Annotated in this window: 17 protein-coding genes; 8 read left to right on the top strand and 9 right to left on the bottom strand. The window is 70.7% G+C overall.

Annotated elements, in window-relative coordinates:
* Positions 1-35: 35 nt before the first annotated feature.
* From BFN33_RS11720 to BFN33_RS11710, 3 genes are read right to left on the bottom strand one after another with little or no spacing between them, the layout of a single operon-like run.
* Positions 36-1,451, bottom strand: coding sequence for a 2-oxo acid dehydrogenase subunit E2 (locus tag BFN33_RS11720; protein WP_256122725.1), 1,416 nt, complete (start codon positions 1,449-1,451; stop codon positions 36-38).
* Positions 1,448-2,473: an alpha-ketoacid dehydrogenase subunit beta gene (locus tag BFN33_RS11715; RefSeq protein ID WP_069759886.1), complete on the bottom strand. Its 1,026-nt coding sequence runs from the start codon at positions 2,471-2,473 to the stop codon at positions 1,448-1,450. Before BFN33_RS11715 ends, BFN33_RS11720 begins: the two co-directional genes overlap by 4 nt.
* Before the next feature lie 5 nt (positions 2,474-2,478).
* Positions 2,479-3,489, bottom strand: coding sequence for a thiamine pyrophosphate-dependent dehydrogenase E1 component subunit alpha (locus BFN33_RS11710; RefSeq protein WP_256122724.1), 1,011 nt, complete (start codon positions 3,487-3,489; stop codon positions 2,479-2,481).
* Between the two features lie 534 nt (positions 3,490-4,023).
* On the opposite strand from BFN33_RS11710, the gene BFN33_RS11705 reads away from it, so the two are divergent.
* The 4 genes from BFN33_RS11705 (at position 4,024) to BFN33_RS11690 (ending at position 8,275) form a co-directional block, all read left to right on the top strand.
* Complete coding sequence (locus BFN33_RS11705) at positions 4,024-5,292, top strand: aromatic ring-hydroxylating dioxygenase subunit alpha (protein ID WP_069759884.1); 1,269 nt, start codon at positions 4,024-4,026, stop codon at positions 5,290-5,292.
* A gap of 29 nt (positions 5,293-5,321) precedes the next feature.
* Positions 5,322-6,113 (top strand): SDR family NAD(P)-dependent oxidoreductase, encoded by a 792-nt coding sequence (locus BFN33_RS11700; protein WP_069759883.1) that lies wholly within the window; start codon positions 5,322-5,324, stop codon positions 6,111-6,113.
* Positions 6,114-6,150: 37 nt separating this feature from the next.
* The gene (locus BFN33_RS11695) at positions 6,151-7,887 is read left to right on the top strand and encodes a PEP-utilizing enzyme (protein WP_069759882.1); all 1,737 of its coding nucleotides are present in this window, start codon (positions 6,151-6,153) and stop codon (positions 7,885-7,887) included.
* Positions 7,888-7,960: 73 nt separating this feature from the next.
* Complete coding sequence (locus BFN33_RS11690; RefSeq protein WP_069759881.1) at positions 7,961-8,275, top strand: putative quinol monooxygenase; 315 nt, start codon at positions 7,961-7,963, stop codon at positions 8,273-8,275.
* Positions 8,276-8,319: 44 nt separating this feature from the next.
* Here BFN33_RS11690 and BFN33_RS11685 read toward each other — a convergent pair whose 3' ends face one another.
* The 4 genes from BFN33_RS11685 to BFN33_RS11670 are packed head-to-tail and all read right to left on the bottom strand — an operon-like array spanning position 8,320 to position 11,307.
* Positions 8,320-9,363, bottom strand: coding sequence for an NADP-dependent oxidoreductase (locus BFN33_RS11685; RefSeq protein ID WP_079140768.1), 1,044 nt, complete (start codon positions 9,361-9,363; stop codon positions 8,320-8,322).
* 4 nt (positions 9,364-9,367) lie between these two features.
* A complete protein-coding gene (locus BFN33_RS11680) occupies positions 9,368-9,586 on the bottom strand; it encodes a transposase (protein ID WP_069759880.1) in 219 nt (72 codons plus the stop codon).
* Between the two features lie 3 nt (positions 9,587-9,589).
* On the bottom strand, positions 9,590-9,916 hold the full coding sequence (locus BFN33_RS11675) for a 2Fe-2S iron-sulfur cluster-binding protein (protein ID WP_256122723.1): 327 nt from the start codon (positions 9,914-9,916) through the stop codon (positions 9,590-9,592).
* The gene (locus BFN33_RS11670) at positions 9,901-11,307 is read right to left on the bottom strand and encodes an SRPBCC family protein (RefSeq protein WP_069759879.1); all 1,407 of its coding nucleotides are present in this window, start codon (positions 11,305-11,307) and stop codon (positions 9,901-9,903) included. The genes BFN33_RS11675 and BFN33_RS11670 overlap by 16 nt, the downstream gene beginning before the upstream one ends.
* 405 nt (positions 11,308-11,712) lie before the next feature.
* Here BFN33_RS11670 and BFN33_RS11665 point away from each other — a divergent pair, with 405 nt between their 5' ends.
* From BFN33_RS11665 to BFN33_RS11650, 4 genes are read left to right on the top strand one after another with little or no spacing between them, the layout of a single operon-like run.
* A complete protein-coding gene (locus tag BFN33_RS11665; RefSeq protein WP_069759878.1) occupies positions 11,713-12,858 on the top strand; it encodes a substrate-binding domain-containing protein in 1,146 nt (381 codons plus the stop codon).
* A gap of 18 nt (positions 12,859-12,876) precedes the next feature.
* Positions 12,877-14,430 (top strand): sugar ABC transporter ATP-binding protein, encoded by a 1,554-nt coding sequence (locus BFN33_RS11660; RefSeq protein ID WP_079140767.1) that lies wholly within the window; start codon positions 12,877-12,879, stop codon positions 14,428-14,430.
* A gap of 1 nt (position 14,431) precedes the next feature.
* Positions 14,432-15,556 carry an ABC transporter permease gene (locus BFN33_RS11655; protein WP_069759877.1) on the top strand — a complete coding sequence of 375 codons (1,125 nt, stop codon included), beginning with the start codon at positions 14,432-14,434 and terminating at the stop codon, positions 15,554-15,556.
* Positions 15,553-16,596, top strand: coding sequence for an NAD(P)-dependent alcohol dehydrogenase (locus BFN33_RS11650; protein WP_069759876.1), 1,044 nt, complete (start codon positions 15,553-15,555; stop codon positions 16,594-16,596). The genes BFN33_RS11655 and BFN33_RS11650 overlap by 4 nt, the downstream gene beginning before the upstream one ends.
* A gap of 54 nt (positions 16,597-16,650) precedes the next feature.
* Here the strand turns inward: BFN33_RS11650 and BFN33_RS11645 are convergent, their stop codons facing one another.
* Both BFN33_RS11645 and BFN33_RS11640 read right to left on the bottom strand, forming a co-directional pair.
* Positions 16,651-17,448: a ThuA domain-containing protein gene (locus BFN33_RS11645; protein ID WP_069759875.1), complete on the bottom strand. Its 798-nt coding sequence runs from the start codon at positions 17,446-17,448 to the stop codon at positions 16,651-16,653.
* A 3-nt stretch (positions 17,449-17,451) separates the two neighbouring features.
* A complete protein-coding gene (locus BFN33_RS11640) occupies positions 17,452-18,216 on the bottom strand; it encodes an SDR family NAD(P)-dependent oxidoreductase (RefSeq protein WP_057613193.1) in 765 nt (254 codons plus the stop codon).
* Positions 18,217-18,233: the final 17 nt, after the last annotated feature.

Below are 18,233 nucleotides of genomic sequence, written 5' to 3'. Positions count from 1 at the left end.
GCCGGAAGAACGGGACGCGGGCGCCGGAGACGACGTCAGACCAGCAACCGCAACGGCCTGCGCAGCAGTTCACCGACCGTGCGCAGGTACTCGGCCGCCGGAGCCCCGTCGACGGCACGGTGGTCGAAGGTGAGGCTCAGGGTGAGCACCCGCGTCCGCCGCGGCTGGTCGTCGACCCACTCGACGCCGTCCCTGAGCCTGCCCACGCCGAGGATGGCCACGTTGCCGGGATTGACCACGGGAGTGAAGAAGTCCACGCCGTAGCCACCCAGTGAGGTGACGGTGAAGGTGGCGCCCTCCAACTGCGCCGGGGAGATCCGCCCGGCACGGGCGTTCTCGGCCAACTTCCGGGAACAGCGCGCCATTTCGGGCAGCGGCAGGTCCGCCGCGTCCTGGATGACGGGAACGAGCAGGCCGTTGGGCACCGCGACCGCGAACCCGAGGTGGATGTCCTCGAACAGGTGGATGCCGTCCTCGAGCACTCCGGCGTTGAGCAGCGGATGGTCCCGCAGGGCCAGCGCGGCGGCCTTCATCAGGAAGTCGTTGAGACTGGGCACCGGCAGGTCGCTGTCGGCCCACTCCTGCTTGAGTTGCTCCCGCAGGGCCACGACGGCGTCCATCCGCACTTCGTAGCCGTGTGTCAGCTGGGCCATCTCCTGGAGGCTGGCGTGCATCCGGCCGGCGATGATGCCGCGCATGCCGGTCAGCGGGATGACGTCCCCTGGCTGTGGCGACGCGGTGGCCCGGCCGGCCGGCGCCGGAGTCGGTGCGGCCGCCGGGGTGACGGCGTCGAGGTCGGCCCGTCTGATCCGCCCGCCCGCACCGGTGGGCCGTACGTCCGCGAGGTCGATGCCCCGTTCCTTCGCCAGCCGGCGGACCAGGGGGGAGGTGGGGGTCACCGGGTCCGCCGAGAGGACGACGGGCGGCTGCGCCGGCAAGGCGAGCAGGTACTCCTCCACGTCCTCGGAGACGATCCGGCCACCGGGCCCGGTGCCGCGCAGGGCGGCCAGGTCGACTCCGGTCTCGGCGGCCACCCGCCGGGCGTTCGGGGAAGCCAGGAGCCGGCCCCCCGAGCCGTTGAGCCCACCGCTCCCGTTGAGGGATGCCGCCACGGGGGGAACTCCTGCGGCGGCCGACACCGCGTCCGCCGTGCCGGCGTCCACCGGTTCGGTGGGCACAGGCCCGCCGGATACCGGCAGCGCCTCCCCTTCGGCCAGCAGCCAGCCGATCAGCGCCCCTGCCGGAAGGGTCGCCCCGGCCTGGACCACGGGGTGGAACAGGCCTCCGGCCTCCGCCTCGACGTCCACGTCGACCTTGTCGGTGGCCAGCCGCAGCAGTGCGTCACCTTCCGAGACCGCGCCACCGGTCGGCACGAGCCACTCGTCGATCGTGCCTTCCTGCATGGTCAGGCCGATCTTCGGCAGCAGAACCTCGACCGCCACTTCGGTCACGACCTTTCGAGGAGACGACGGCAGCCCTGCACGATGCGGGCCTGGTCGGGCACATAGGCCTTCTCCAGCACCGGGGAGAACGGCACCGGGGAGAAGGGCGCGCCGATGCGCAGCACCGGAGCGTCCAGGTAGTCGAAGGCCGCGTCCTGGATCTGGGCGGCGATCTCCCCGCCGAGCCCTCCGAAGGTCACGGCCTCGTGCACCACGAGAACCCGGTTGGTGCGGCGCACGGAGGCGAACATGGTCTCGGTGTCCAGCGGCTGCACGGTACGCGGGTCGATGACCTCGACCTCGATGCCATCGGCGGCCAGTTCATCCGCCGCCGCGAGGGCCTCGCCCACCATGCGGCCCAGGGCGATGACGGTGACGTCGGAGCCGTGCCGTGCGGTGTGCGCCTGCCCCAGCGGAATGCCGTAGATCTGCTCGGGCACGTCGCTCGTACTGCCGAGGAGCACCTTGTTGAGCATCACGACGACCGGGTTGTCGTCCCGGATCGCCGACACGGTCAGGCCCTTGGCCGTGTACGCGTCGCTCGGCATGACGACCTTGAGCCCGGGGACATGCGCGAGCCAGGCCTCCAGGCTCTGGCTGTGCTGGGCGGCGGCGCCGAGGCCCGCGCCGGAGGCGGTGGTGATGGTGAGCGGCACCGAGACGGAGCCACCGAACATGTACTTCATCTTGGCGGCCTGGTTGACGATCTGGTCCAGGCAGACGCCGATGAAGTCCATGAACATCAGGTCGACGACAGGGCGAAGTCCCCGGGCGGCGGCGCCCACGCCCAGGCCGACGAGTGCGGCCTCGGAGATCGGGGTGTCGATCATGCGGCGGGGCCCGAACTCGTCGAGCAGGTTGTCGAACATGCGGAAGACGCCGCCGTAGCCGGCCACGTCCTCGCCGGCGACGAAGACGTTCTCGTCCTCGCGCATCGCCTGGGCGAGTCCTTCGTTGAAGGCCTTGACGTAGCTGAGCTTGCGGGCCGTGCCGCCCGGAGCGAGGGCCGGTGCTTCGGTGATCGTGGTCATGGCGGTCATCCCGAGTAGACGTTGAGCAGCAGGTCGGCGGTGTCGGGCAGCGGGCTGGCCTCGGCGTACGCGATGGCCTCGGCGATCTCGTCGCGGGTGCGCCGCCAGGTCTCGTCCAGCTCGGCGCGGGTGGCGGTGCCGTCGGAGAGGGCACGGGCCTCGATGAGGTCGATGGCGTCGCGGGCCTTCCACTCCTCGACCTCCGCGTCCGAGCGGTAGGGGTGCCGCAGTCCCTTGACGCCTTGGTGGTCGTAGTAGCGGTAGGTCTTGGCCTCGATGAACATGGGGCCCTCGCCGGCCCGGGCGCGTTCGACGGCTTCGACGGTGGCCTGGTGGACGGCGAGCGCGTCCATGCCGTCGACGATCACGCTGGGCATGCCGTAGGACGCGGCCCGCTCGGCGACGTCGGTGATCAGCATGTGCTTCGACTGCGGGGTGAACTCGGCGTAGCCGTTGTTCTCGCAGATGAACAGGACCGGCAGCCGCAGGATCGCGGCCATGTTGGCGCCCTCGTGGAAGCTGCCGATGTTGGTGGCGCCGTCACCGAAGAAGGTGACGGCGATGTTGTCCTCGCCCCGGTACTGGGCGGCGAAGGCGGCGCCCACGGCGATCGGGACGCCGGCACCGACGATGCCGTTGGCGCCGAGCATGCCGAGGGAGACGTCGTTGATGTGCATGCTTCCACCGCGGCCGAGGCAGGCGCCGGTGACGCGGCCGTAGAGCTCTGCGTACATGTGCTTGAAACTGACACCCTTGGCCACGGCATGCCCGTGCCCGCGGTGCGTGGAGGTGATCTGGTCGTCGTCGCGCAGGGCCGCCATCACGCCCGCGGCCACGGCTTCCTGACCGACGTAGAGATGCAGGAAGCCCGGCAGTTTGCCGGCCTCCATGAGCTTTCCGGCCTCGGTCTCGAACAGCCGGATGCGCACCATGCGCTCATGCAGATCCCTGACGACCTGCGCGGATGTGTGGTTCGCGGCCGGACCGGCCGACTTCTTCGATGCCCTTTGAGCCATCGTCCGCCCCTTCGCCCCGAGCGAGGTGTTTCCAGCAATCGGACTTTGTTGTACCGGTCTACAGTAACCAGCAGCGGGCACGTTACTGGAGAGGTTCTCTAATTACTACGCTTCGGTCCGACCAGGCTCCGGATCACCTCCGGGCCCGTCGCCCGACTCGAGCGCATCACCTTCCGGTTCGGCCCGGAAACCGACCCGGCGGGCGGCCGGCGGCACGGCCGACCGTGCACACGGCGGGGCCGGACGATCAGCAGTTCACCACCCTGGGCGGCCGGGATTTTCGATGGAGCCCGGGAAGTGGGAGCCAACGGCCCGTCACGCGCGAGCGACTGGAGCCGCTCCCCAGAAAGATCGAACATGTTCTGTAGCCATTTGCCCCGACTGAAGGTGATGTGACCTGCGGTATACCGTGCGGCGAGTTCCGGACTTTCTATTGACAGACAACACTTACCCCTGTTGTCGTGTCGCTCACAGCCCGGCCGCCGCATCTGAAGCCCCTCGCCGGTTCGCGGCCGAGAGGATTGTGAGGACATCGTGGTCCAGACCAGTTCGCCGGAACTCCGGGAGACAGGTGCCGATCACCGGCCGCCCCCGGCACCCGAGTACTCCTCGTGGATCAGCCGCGACCGGTCCACCGACGCCGCCGCCGTGGCGATGCGGCAGGAAGCCGCCGAGCTCGTCGAGCGCGTGCTGGAGCACTACCGCAACAACACGACGCACGAGGCGGACGGCCAGTGGACGGAACCCGTCGCCAACTACCTCGACGCCGACCGCTGGCAACGGGAGATGGACGCCGTCCACCGGACCGTCCCACTGCCGCTCGCCATGTCCGCCGAACTCCCCGGACCGAACACCTACAAGGCACTCGACGTGCTCGGTGTGCCGGTACTGATCACCCGGGACCGGCAGGGCGCCGTGCACGCGATGATCAACGCCTGCCGGCACCGCGGGGCCAAACTGATCGAGCCGGGTTGCGGGGTCTCCAAGCGGCTGACCTGCCCCTACCACTCCTGGTCCTACGACCTGGCCGGTGAACTGCGGGGCGTGTACGCCGAGAAGACCTTCGGCGACGTGCCCCGCACCGGGCGCGGTCTGGTACGGCTCCCGGCCGGCGAGCGCGCCGGCATCGTCTTCGTCTCACTGGACACCGCGGCCGAGCCGGACCTCGACGCCTGGCTCGGGGATCTGCAGCCGCTCCTCGAGGGGCTGCGTCTCGCGGACTGCCACCACTACTCGACCAAGGAGCTGACCAGCCCCAACTGGAAGGTCACGCTCGACGGCTACCTGGAGACGTACCACTTCGCCTCGCTGCACCCGAAGACGGTGTTCGAGACGAACCTCTCCAACATGATGGCCCATGACACCTGGGGTCCCCACCAGCGCATCGCACCGGCCCTGCGCCCCATCGCGCAGGCGGTCGAGCTGCCTCCGGAGCAGCGCGACCCCGGAGAGTGCGTCGGAGCCATCTACTGGCTCTATCCCGGTCTCGCCATAGCCGGAGGCTGGCGCAACAAGATCGCCGTCTCCCTGGTGCTTCCCCGGACGGCCACCGAGTCGGTCACCCAGCAGATCATCCTGCTGCGCGAACCGGCGGTCACCGAGGAGGAACGCCGCGTCGCCGACACGTTCGGCGAGTGGTTCTACGAGGTGGTCCGCGACGAGGACTACGCGACCACCTACGGAGTCCAGCAGGGGCTTGCCGCCCTCAACGGGACCGACTTCGTCTTCGGACGCAACGAGCCCGGACTCCAGCACTTCCACCGCACCGTTCACGAACACCTGGACAGCAGAGCCGCCAGGTGACGCACCGACAACCCTCGCAGGAGAACAACATGGTGGCTACGGGCAGCCTCGACGGACGTGTCGCGGTGATCACGGGCAGCACACGCAGTATCGGCCGCGCCATCGCCGAGGCCTTCCTGGCCCACGGCGCGACGGTCGTCATCAGCGGCCGCAGCGAACTCAAGGGCAAGCAGGCGCTGGAGGAGCTGGACGCCGGGGACAAGGCGGTCTTCCACCCCTGCGACGCCAACAGCCAGGCGGACATCGAGGCCCTGGCCGACTTCACCGCCGAGCGCTTCGGCCGGCTCGACATCTGGGTCAACAACGTCGGCGGGACCTCGGGCTTCGCTCCGGTCCACCAGCTCAGCGACGAGGCCTGGCACGACGCCCTCAACCTGAACCTCAACGCCTACTTCTACGGCACCCGCCGCGCACTGCCGACCATGCTGGCGGGCGGCTGGGGACGCGTCATCAACATCTCCTCCGTCGAGGGCAAGCAGGCCAACAAGCCCGCGATCAGCCACTACATCACCAACAAGCACGCCATCCACGGCCTGACCAAGGCGACCGCCTTCGAGTACGGCACGCAGGGCATCACCTGCAACGCCATCTGCCCCGGCGCCGTCGACACCGATCTGATGCGGGCCGCCGGTCCTGCCGCGGCCGAGGCCGAGGGGATCTCGTACGAGGAATGGCTGGGCCGCTTCGCCGAGCACGCCGCCACCAAGCAGATCACCACCGTGGAGCAGGTGGCCGCGGTCGCCTCGCTCCTCGCGAGCGACGCCGGCGCGGGCATCACGGGCACGCTGATCAGCGTGGACGGCGGAACGGCGCAATGGTAGAGACCGGCACCGACACGGACAGCAGGAGATCCTCGGCATGAAGAGCTGGATCACGGACGGGCGCCGCAGTGAGCGGCTGCCCCACTACACCCGCGCCAACGCGGGCGAGACCCTGCCGGAGCCCGCCAGCCCACTGGGCTGGACCCTGGTGTGGGGACGTGGGCTGCAGGGCTGGCGCCGCGGCTTCGTCGGCTTCGGCATCTACCACGAGGAGGAAGTGACCGGCCCCTGGCCGCCGTTCGCCGGAATGTTCGGCGGGTACTTCTACCTCAACCTGTCGCACATGCGGCTGTTCGGCATCCGTATGGGACAGACGGCGGACCAGATCGACACCGCCTTCGTCGGGCAGCGCTCCGACACCCCGGTGTACGTGGCGCATCCGGAGGACGAGGACGCGGAGCTGACGGCCAAAGCCGGGGCGACGGTGCAGCGGATGCTGGGACAGCCCGGCTTCCCCGAGGCCGACGCCGACCAGGAGCGGCTGCGCCGGATCCGGCGCGAGCGGCCCGACCTGACGCAGTTGTCCGCGGCGGAACTCGTGACCCACGCCCGCTCGCTCCTCGGCGAGGTGGAGACCACCTTCCAGCGGCACGTCGAGTCGTCGCTGCCGGCGTCCGTCGGACCGGCCATCCTCGGTCCGCTGTGCGCGGGTCTGGACCGGCCCGGCGCCATGCTGGACCTCATCGGCGGTCTCGGTGACGTCGACTCGGCCTCCCCCTCCACCGGCCTGTGGGCACTGTCCCGCCAGGTGGTGGCCTCGGCCGAGCTGACCGCGCTGTTCGACCGGGGTCCGGCGGCGGTGGAGCGGGCGCTCGACGGGGCGAGCGGCGACGTGAAGGCGTTCCGGGACGCCTTCGAGGAGTTCCTGGCCGCGTCCGGGGACCGGGGCCCCAACGAGTGGGACATCCACGCGCTGTCCTGGGAGGCGGCACCGGTCCAGGCCCTGGCTCTCGTCGACCGCATCCGGCACAGCCCGGACGACGACTCCCCGGCCGAGCGTCACCGGCGGCTGACCGAGCGCCGCGAACGGCTCGCGAAGGAGATCCGGGAGGCCCTCCCCGAGGACGTCCAGCCGGTGTTCGACGCCGGAGTGCACGCCTCCCAGGTGTGGATCCCGGCCCGCGAGCGGACCAAGGCGAACTGCGTGACCGTCATCAACGAGATCCGGATGGCGGTACGGGAACTGGGCCGCCGCGGGGTCGGGGCGGGGCTCTTCGCCGAGCCCGAGGACGTGATGATGCTGCTGGAGAGCGAGCTCGACGACTACGTCGCCGATCCGGGCCGCTTCGGCCCCGTCATCGCGCAGCGGCTTCGGGAGTACGCCGGACTGCGGGAGCTGGAACCGCCGTTCTTCGTCGCCCAGGACGCCCAGACGGCGATCGACACCTGGCCGCGGCGCAGCGAGGACGGGATCGCGACCGCCGGTGAAGGCGATGTGCTGAAGGGCGTGGGAGGCAGCCAGGGCACCTACACCGGCCGGGTGCGGGTGGTCACCGACCCCGCGTCGTGCGAGGCGCTCGAGCCGGGCGAGGTGCTGGTGGCGCCGATCACCGACGCGGCCTGGACACCGCTGTTCCTGGTCGCCGGGGCCGCCGTGGTGGACGTGGGCGCGCTCAACAGCCACGCCGTCGTGGTCTGCCGGGAGCTGGGCATCCCGGCCGTCATCTCCGTCGAGGGCGGTACCCGGCGGCTGCGGGACGGCATGGTGATCACGGTCGACGGCACCAGGGGCACGGTCACCGTGGACGGCGTCCCGGCAGCGCTCGCCATCTGAACGGCCCACGGGCCCGTCGTTCCTTCCTGACAGAGGGCGGCGGGCCCGAGGGCATGAGTACGAAAGGACCACCGTGACTGAGGAAGTCATCGTCGCCGGCTGGATGGACTACGAGCCCGCGGACCGCGACACGATGCTGGGCCACCTCGTCGAGGCCGGAAAGCACACTCGTGAACAGGAGCCCGGCTGTCTGGACTACGCCATGACGGCGGACCCGTCCGACGAGCGCCGGATCCGGGTGTACGAACGGTGGGCGTCCCAGCAGGCCCTGGACGAGCACTTCACCACGGCGCACATCAAGGACTTCCGCGCGGCCACGACCGGGCTGACGCGGGTGGGTGTGTTCCTGGAGGTCTTGACCATCGGGGCGAGTCGCTCCATGCGATAGGCACAGGGCATGCCGGGGGCGTGGGCCGGCCCACGCCCCCTGAACTATGCGCGGTGGTACGGATCGTCGGCCAACCGGACCAGCATCTTGCCGACGTTGCCACCGTCCAGCAGCGTCAGCAGGGCGCCGGCCGCGCTGTCGAGGCCGTCCGTCACGGTCTCACGGGCGGTGATGCGGCCCGAGCGGAGCCAGTCGGCGACGCGGCTCTCGAACTCCGGCCGCAGGTCGTCGTGGTCGCGGACGATGAAGCCGCACAGGGTGAGCCGCTTGAGGACCGCCTGGATCAACTGGTTGATGTCGGCGGAGCGCGACGCGCCGCCGAACTGCGACATCATGCCGCACAGGGCGACCCGGCCCCCGGTCCGCAACGCGTGGAGGGCGGCGGCGAGTTGCTCCCCGCCGACGTTGTCGAAGTAGACGTCGATGCCGTCGGGCGCCAGCCGCGCGAGCGCGTCGCGTACCGGCTCGGCGCGATAGTCCGCGGCGGCGTCGTAGCCGAACTCCTTGACCAGCAGGGCGCACTTGTCCGGCCCTCCGGCGGTCCCGATGACCCGCTCAGCGCCCAACAGCCTGGCGAGCTGGCCGGCCGCGCTGCCCACTGCCCCGGCCGCCGCCGACACGAAGACGGTGTCGCCGGGGCGCACCTCGGCGATCCGCGTGAGCCCGACGTAGGCGGTGAAACCGGTCTGTCCCAGCAGCCCCAACCACGTGGGCAGCGGAGCGAGTTGCGGGTCGATACGGCCCGCGGCATCGGTTTCCGCGAGGTCGAGCACGGCCCACTCCCGCCAGCCGAGCTGATGGCGTACGAAGGTGCCCGGCGGCACTGACGGACAGCGGCTCTCCACCACGACGCCGAGGGCGCGGCCGTCCAGCGGTGAGCCGGGCGTGAAGTTGTGCGTGTAGTGCTTCTCGGTGCTCTCCAGGCGCCCGCGCATCGACGGGTCGACGCTCATGTAGAGGTTGCGGACGAGCAACCGCCCCTCGCTCAGGGGCGGAAGCGGGCGCTGTTCGACGGCGAAGTCCCCGAGGGCCGGTTCCCCGTCGGGCCGGCGCACCAGGCAGACCACGCGGGTGGTGCGGGGCGGCACCGGCTCACGCCTCCGGCGGCGTGGCGCCGCGCCGCTGGGCGAGACGGCCCACCCAGCCGGCCATCTGGAGGTCGGCGTGGCGCAGTTCGCCCGACTGCCAGCGAGCCTGGAAGTCGAAGATGCCACTGGCTCCGGTTCTGGGGTCGGTCACCTCGACCAGCCCGTCCTCGGTGAGCCGGTACACCTGCCCGGTCAGCGGATGGGTCACTTGCTTGCGGCTCACGGCTCACTCCTGCGGTCGGCGGCGTACGCCGCGTTTGGTCACGGTCACCGGGCCCTCGACCCGGAGCCGGCAGGCGAGCCGGGTCAGGCCGTCCACCGGCCTGCGCAGGGCCTCGATGCCCTCGCGCTCCAGCGGGCCCACGGGAGAACAGTTCTCCACGCCCTCCTCGACCTGGACGAAGCAGGTGCGGCAGGTGCCCTTGCCGCCGCAGACGGTGGGCCAGCGGTAGCCGAGCCGCTGGGCGGCACTGAACAGGTCCTCACCGTCGCGGACTTCGATCTCGACGTCCGAGGGCCTGACCGCCACCGTGTGGGTCACTTGTTCATCCACTGGTCGAGCGTCTGGTTGAAGTGGCGGATGCGGCTCTCCTGGTAGTTGGACAGCGTGATGCCCGGCTTGCGCATCGCCTTCAGGCCCTGCTGGACGTAGGGCAGGTTCTCGCAGTCCTGGTCGAAGACCGGCCCGAGCACGCCGAGTTCGGGGATGTCCGCGAAGAGCATGTCGTCCGGCACCCAGCGGATCTTGACCGGGGGCGGCATCTCGCCGGGCTTCTTCGGGGCCGACATGAAGATGATCTCCGCGGTGCAGGAGTCGGGGTCGAGCCCGTGCGGCCGGAACCGGTAGATGATGTTGGACTTGGCGCCGCCCCAGGGATTGAAGTTGGGGAACAGCAGGTAGTTGATGGCGTCCAGCAGTTCGGTGTCCGCAGTCTGCGAGAAGTCCTGATGCGAGGTGGCTGCCAGCTGGTCGCGCATCCGCTGGGCGAGGACCTGGCGGGCGGTGCCGCCGGGCGGGATCGACGGCAGTTCGTCGCCTTCCTGGATCACCAGATCCCGGCCCTGGGCCGCCGCGTAGAAGGCACGGGAGTCGTAGAAGGTCTCCAGGACGTCCTCCTCCGTGACGGAGTCGGCCACGTGCGGGCTCGGGGCGCCCTGGATGTTGATCATCCGGTTCCAGTTCGGCTGGTCCGCCATCACGTCGTACTGGGAGTTGGCGTCGGCCAGCCACGGCAGCATCTGCGGGTGCGTGGCGATCACATGGAAGGACTCGATGAACGCGTCCTGGGCGACCTTCCAGTTACAGGGCAGCACCTTGGCGATGTGCAGCGACTTGTAGCGGTTCTCCAGCGGCCAGATGTAGTAGTCGTCGAAGGTGCCGCGGTAGCTCTCGAAGGACTCGGCGTACGGGTCCATGTTGATGAAGACGAAGCCGCGCCAGGTGGCCACCTGGGCCTCGGGCAGCGAGAACTTCTCGGGGCTGACGTGCGGGAAGTCCCAGGCGCAGGGCGGACTCTGCATGCTGCCGTCGAGGTTCCAGGCGAAGCCGTGGAAGGGGCAGCGGAACTCGCCGACGTTGCCGCCGCTGGTGCGCAGCTTGCGGCCGCGGTGCAGGCAGACGTTGACGTACGCGCGGATCTCCTCGGGGGCCGTGCGCACCACGATCAGTGAGTCGTCACCGATCTCGTAGATCTCGTGGTCGCCGACCTCGGGGATCTCGCTCTCCAGGCAGGCGAACTGCCACACGCGCCGCCAGACCTGTTCCATCTCGCGTTCGGCCCAGGCGCGGGAGGTGAAGCGGGCGGCGTCGACGTCCTCGCTGCCGATGTGGTCGTTGTGGTCGAACCTCAGCGCCTTGGGGACCGGCCGGCTGTCCCGGTCGAGATAGTCCTGGACGCTGGGTCCGGGGCACCGCGCCGGGCCCGTCTCCGACGTATCGTCCATCTTCGCTCCTCCGACAGAAACTTTAGAGTGAGTGTAGTTATCGATCGCGGTCAGGAGCAACACTCACTGAATCACCGACGCGACGTTCACCTTGAATTAGTGAGGACCAACCCCTCCCCAAGCCGGTCGGGGCGTGTCACACTCCGTCGCATCCGAGGCTGTAGAGCCTCAAAAGTTTCTCCACGGCCAGAGGTGGCGTTCCGCCCGTCTCGGCCACAGCGCCGCCCGGTCATCCCGACGGCCCGCGCCGTACCCCACGACGGCGATCCACGCAGCTTTCGATCACCCATGCGTGCCGTCCCGGACCGGGCGGCAACGGATCCCGCCTGACAGAGCCGGCCGCCGCGGACGCACAAGCGACGCGGGCCGCCGCAGCGCAGGCCCACACCACGGGAGTACTCAACGATGAGTCCCAGACCCGGACGCGCGCTCCGTCGCGCGCTCACCGCGATCGTCCCCGTCACCGCCCTGCTCACCCTGGCGGCGTGCGGCACCGACACCACTCCGGCCGCCGACTCCGCCAAGGCCGCGGGCGCCGACCCCGCCGGGCTGAGCGCGGCCCGTGCGGCCATGACGAAGTACTCGGCGCGCCCGGACAAGATCCCCGTCACCGCACCGGTGGGCAAGAAGATCCCCGCGGGCAAGAAGGTCGACTTCATCCTCTGCGGCGTGCAGTCCTGCAAGGATCTGGCCGACTTCTTCACCGCCGGGGCCAAGGAACTCGGCTGGGACGTCAAGCAGATCGCCACGCAGGGCACACCGGAGTCCGTCCAGGCCGCCTACGAGCAGGCACTGCGCGACAAGCCGGACGCCGTCGTAGCCTCCGGGTTCCCGCGCGCGGTGTACGCCAAGCAGCTGGCGCAACTGAAGCAGGCGGGGATCCCGGTCATCCAGTCGAACGCCGACGACGTGGCCGGCGACGGCATCTCCCTGCTGAAGAACGGGCCGAAGGACGTCGCCGTCCAGGGCGAGATGCTCGCCTCGTGGGTGGTGTCGGACAGCGGCGCCAACGCCGACACCGTCTACTTCGACCTGCCCGCGTACACCATCCTGAAGCCCGTCAAGGACACGTTCGCGGCCAAGTACCAGCAGTGGTGCGCGGGCTGCGGGCTGGACACCGTCGACGTACCGATCACCGCGATCGGCAAGGACATGCCGGACCGCGTGGTCTCCTACGTCCGCTCGCACCCGAAGGTGACCCACATCGTCTTCTCGCTGGGCCTGCTCAACGTGGGCGTGCCGGCCGCACTGAAGACCGCCGGCATCACCGGCAAGCACATCGCGGTGAACGTCGGCGACGCGCAGAACTACCAGTACATCGAGGGCGGTCTCAGCGACGCCGCCATGGCTCTCAACTCCCACGAGGCCGCCTGGCTCCAGGTCGACGCGCTGGCCCGCCACTTCACCGGCCAGTCCATGGCGGTGGATCAGAAGGCGGTGCTGCCCAACATGCTGATCACAGGCAAGGACAACCTCCCGTCCGCAGACGGCGACTTCCCGCTCGTCGAGGACTACCAGGCGCAGTTCAAGGCGCTCTGGGGTCTGAGCTGAGCGCCGGAAGGAGCAACGGTGCACGCTGAAACGTCGCTCGGGTCGGCCGGGACGCAGGAGACCGACCGGCCCGTGCTGCGGGTGTCCGGGCTGTCGAAGCGATTCGGCGCGACCCAGGCACTCCAGGACGTCGACCTCGACATCGCCCACGGCGAGATCCATGCGCTGATCGGGCCCAACGGCTCCGGCAAGTCGACCCTCATCAAGATCCTCGCCGGGTATCACCACGCAGCCCCGGGAGCGGCCGCCGAACTCGACGGCGAGCCGTTCGACCTGGGCCAGGTCACCGGCTCCCGGCACGACCGGCTCCGCTTCGTCCACCAGGAGCTGGGCCTGGTGGGCGAGTTGAGCGCCACGGACAACCTCGCCCTCAGCCGCGGCTTCGCCCGTACGGCCCTGGGCAACATCCGCTGGCCGGAGATGGAACGCCGTACGACCGCCCTGGTCGAACGTTTCGGCCTCGGCATCGACGTACGCCGTCCCCTGTCGACCGCCACCCCCGTCCAGCGCGCGGTGGTGGCCATCGCCGCCGCCCTGCAGGGCTGGGAGGGCCGCCGTGGCGTCCTCGTGCTCGACGAGCCGACCGCGGTGCTGCCGCCCGGGGAGGTGGCCCGGCTCTTCGACATCGTGCGGGAGATCCGCGACTCCGGTGCCAGCGTCCTGTACGTCTCGCACCGGATGGACGAGATCTTCGCGCTCGCCGACCGGGTCACCGTGATCCGCGGCGGTCGCCGGATCGCCACCCGCCGGGTCGACGAGCTCACTCCCCGGTCGCTGGCGGAGCTGATGGCGGGCGAGGAGACGGAGACCGAGCACCGGCCGCGGCCCGTTGCCGATGGCGCCGAGGCGGTGCTGGAGGTGCGCGGGTTGTCGGCCGGTCCGCTGCACGGCGTCGACTTCACCGTGGCCCGGGGCGAGCGGCTGGGCATCACCGGCCTGGTCGGCTCGGGCCACGAGGTGGTGCCGTACGCGGTGTGCGGGGCGTACGGCGGACCCGTGCGCGGCCAGGTGCGGGTACCGGAGCGCTCCCCGCGCTGGGGCGAGGCGAAGGACGCGGGGCGGCTCGGTATTCCTCTCGTTCCCGCGGACCGGGCCGGCGAGGGCGTGATCGGTGACTTCTCGGTCGGCGAGAACCTCACCCTCCCGCTGCTCGACCGGCTCCGCGCCGGGGCCGGGCGGCTGCACCGGCGCCGCGAATCCTCACTCGCCGAGGAATGGATCCGGCGGGTCGGGGTGCGCACCGCCGGCCGCGGCGCCCGGATCACCACGCTGAGCGGCGGCAACCAGCAGAAGGTCGTGGTGGCCCGCTGCCTGGCCCAGCAGCCGCCGGTACTGGTGCTGTGCGAACCCACGGCGGGCGTCGACATCGCGACCCGTCTGCAGCTGTACGACCTGATAGAGCGTCAGGCCGACCACGGGATGGGCGTGATCGTGTCCTCGTCCGACACCGAGGACCTGCTCGCCCTGTGCACCCGGGTCCTGGTGGTACGGGACGGCCGGATCGTACGGGAGATCAGCGGCCGGGACATCACCGAGCCCGCGCTGGTCCACGCCATGGAAGGAACCGAGTGACATGACATCCACCCCGACCCGGACCGCCGAGCTCCGGCCGAGCGGAACGGAGGTGCCCACGGTGTCCGGCGCACGGACCCTGGGCACGCTGAGCCGACGGGCGGTGGCAGCCCTGTCGTTCCGCACCATCGGCGCCGTCTACGTGTGGCTGCTGATCATCGTCCTCTTCTCCGTGTGGGCGCCGGACACGTTCCCGACCGTCACCACGGTCAAGCAGGTCCTGAACGGCAACGCGGTGGCCGGACTGGTGGCGCTCAGCGTCGTACTCCCGCTGACCGCACGCGTCTTCGATCTGTCGGTCGCCTACACCATGTCCCTCACCAGTGTGCTGACCGCCTACTTCATGGTCACCAAAGGGCTCGGCCCCGGCACCGCGATCGCCCTGGCGATGACCGCCGCCCTGCTGATCGGGTTGGTCAACGGGGTCGTGGTGGTGGTGCTGCGGGTCGACTCGTTCATCGCCACCCTGGCCACCGGAGCGCTGATCCAGTCCCTGATCACCATGGTCACCAACGACAGCTCCATCACCGGGGTGAAGCTGCTGGCCAAGCCGTTCGCCAACATCGCCCAGCTGGACGTCGGTGGCATCACCCTGCCGGTGCTGTATCTGCTGCTCGCCGCGACGGCCATCTGGTTCCTGCTGGAGCACACCGCGACCGGGCGCCGGTTGTACGCGACCGGCTTCAACGCCGACGCGGCACGCCTGCAGGGAGTGCGCACCAACCGGCTGCGCTTTCTGACCCTGGTGACGTCCGCGCTGCTCGCGGGCTTCGCGGGAGTCGTCTTCGCGTCCTCTGTGGGGTCCGGATCGCCGAGCGCGGGCACCCCGTATCTGCTGTCGGCCTACGCGGCGGCCTTCGTCGGGGCGACCCAGTTGCGTGCGGGCCGGTTCAACGCCTGGGGGACGGTGATCGCTGTGCTGCTGCTCGGCACCGGCATCACCGGGCTCGGACTCGCCACCAGCGCGCAGTGGGCCGCGAGCCTGTTCACCGGTTCCGTCCTCATCGTCGCGCTCGTTCTCACGGGTGGGCGGATCACCCTGCCGGCGGTCCTGCGCCGCCACAAGGCGCCCACGGTCGCCGAGACCGACGACGTGTCCGCCCCGGACGAGGAGTTCTCAGGATGAAGGCGGTTCAGTACCGGACGGTGGGCAGCGCGCCCGAGGTCGTCGAGGTTCCCGTGCCCGAGCCGGGCCCGGGTCAGGTGCTGCTGAAGGTGACGGCCGCGGGGCTGTGCCACTCGGACCTGGCGGTCATGAGCTGGCCGCAGGAGCAGTTCCCCTATCCCCTGCCGATGACGCTGGGCCACGAGGGCGTCGGCACCGTCGCGGGGCTGGGCAGCGGGGTCAGGGGAGTGGCCGAGGGCGACGAGGTGGCGGTGTACGGCCCGTGGGGGTGTGGTCTGTGCCGGGCGTGCGCGGAGGGCAGAGAGAACTCCTGCCCGCACGCTGCCGGGCTCGGCATCATGCCGCCCGGGCTCGGTCGGCCGGGTGCGCTCGCGGAGTACATGGTGGTGGACTCGCCGCGCCATCTGGTGCCACTGAAGGGGCTGGACCCGGCGCAGGCCGCGCCCCTGACGGACGCCGGCCTGACGCCGTACCACGCGATCCGCGCGTCCCTGCCCAAGCTCGTGCCCGGCAGCACCGCGGTGGTGGTCGGCGTCGGCGGTCTGGGCCACATCGCCGTACAACTGCTGCGGGCGTTGACCCCTGCCCGGGTGGTCGCCCTCGATGTCGGCAAGGAGAAGCTGGAACTGGCCCGCGCGGTCGGCGCCCACGAGACGCTGCTCTCCGACGGCGAGGCGGCGGCCCGGGTGCGGGAGCTGACCGACGGCATCGGGGCCGAGGTGGTGCTGGACTTCGTGGGGGCCGAGGCGACCCTGGCCTTGGCCGCCGCTTCGGTGGCGGTGGCGGGCGATGTCACCGTCGTCGGCATCGGGGGTGGCACTCTCGCGGTCGGCTTCGGCGGCGGTCTGCCGTTCGAGGTGTCCGTCTGCGCTCCCTATTGGGGCAGCCGCCGCGAGCTGATCGAGGTCCTCGAACTGGCGAGGCAGGGGCTCGTCTCCTCCCACATCGAGACCTACTCGATCGAGGACGCGCCCCGGGCGTACGAGCGCCTGCACGCCGGGGAGGTGGGCGGGCGCGCGGTCGTGCTGCCGCACGGCTGAGCCACGCGTGCGTGTCTGGGCCCGGGCCCCCGCAGGGACTCGGGCCCAGACACGTCAGGCCGACGCCGGTGCGGTGACCGGACGCTCGGCGCCCACCACCCGCTCCAGACACCGCCCGAGCACCGTCAGGAACTCCGGTGTCTCCCAGGGGCCCCGGTCCACGCGCCCGGTGTCGGCCACGCCGAGGTCCTGCATGTCGTACCGGCCCCGGCAGTGGCCGAGGGTGAAGTAGCAGACCTCGCCGAGACCGTGCCGTTTCAGATAGAGGACGGGGCGGGCCGCGGCGTCCAGCGCTGCCGTGTCGCCCTCCTCGAAGCCGCGGCAGGGCCCGGTGTACTCGGCGTGCAGCAGCACTTCCAGCTCACCGTGCAGCTCGCACACGTACAGCTCGTCGGTGACGGTGAACGGTTCGATCCCGGCGACCAGCGGATGGTCGGGCCGGGTCACGCGCACCTCGTACGGCTCGATGGGCGGGTGCGCCAGGAACTGGCTGCCGAGCACCTCGGCCAGCTGCCCGAGCAGCCGGGGGGTGGAGAACGTCCGGGGGCCGCCGGGGGCGGGTGCCTCGATCACCGCGTTGGTGCCGTGCAGGGCGAGCCAGCGCCCGCCCCGCGCGGTGAAGCGTGCCAGCGCGTCCCGCTGCGCCGGGCGGGGCCGCACATCGCAGGTGTAGCTGATCAGCAGATCAGCCTGCTCCAGCGCGGGGAGGCAGTCGTAGTCCTGATAGACCCTGGTGCGGACCCGGGGGTGGGCGCCCAGCATTTCCAGCAGCCTGAGCCGCGCGTGGTCGAAGTCGTGCCATCTGCCGCCGCAGACCAGTACGGCGTCCAGGCGGCCTGCCGGGCCCGCCACGGCTCAGTACTGGACGCGGGTCAGCAGCCCGCCGTCCACCACGAGGTTGACTCCGACGCAGAAGGAGCCCGTCCGGCCGAGCAGGAACGCCACCGCGGCGGCCACGTCCTCGGCGGTGCCGTAGCGGCCGATCGGCAGCTTGGCGAGCACCTCCTCGTAGACCTCCGGGCGGCTGGTGCGGATGGTCTCCCACGCGCCGCCGGGGAAGTCGATCGGGCCGGGCGAGACGGTGTTGACGCGGATGCCCTTCGGTGCGAGGGCATGGGCGAGGGCCGAGGCGTGCTGGACGACGGCGGCCTTCAGCGCGGAGTAGGAGTTGGCGCCCGCCGGGCGGGCGGTGTCGGAGGCGTTGGTGGTGCCGATGGCCACGACGGCGGCCCGGTCGGATGCCTCCAGATGGGGAAGAGCCGCCTCGACGAGGCCGGCGAACGGGATCAGGTCGCCGCGCAGGCTGGCCTCCCACGACTCGGGCCCTTTGACGTTGCCCGCCGAGACGTTGGACACCAGCAGGTCCAGTCCGCCGAGTTCACCGGCCGCCCGCTCCACGAAGCCCGCGAGGGCGGCCGGGTCGGTGACGTCGACCGGTTCCGCGAAGACGGTGGCCCCTTCGCCCCGCAGTTCGGCGGCCGCCTTGGCCAGCCCTTCCTCGCCCCGGGCGCACAGGGCCAGTGCACAGCCCTCGGCGGCCAGGGTCTCGGCGATCGCCCGGCCGATACCCCGGCTCGCACCGGTCACCAGCGCCTTCGCGCCTGTCAGTCCCAGTTCCATCGATGTCACTCCTTTGT

The organism is Streptomyces sp. LUP47B (assembly GCF_001746295.1).
Lineage (GTDB): Bacteria > Actinomycetota > Actinomycetes > Streptomycetales > Streptomycetaceae > Streptomyces.
Note: the sequence above shows the minus strand (reverse complement) of the source record. Positions and strands in the feature narration are given on the sequence as shown.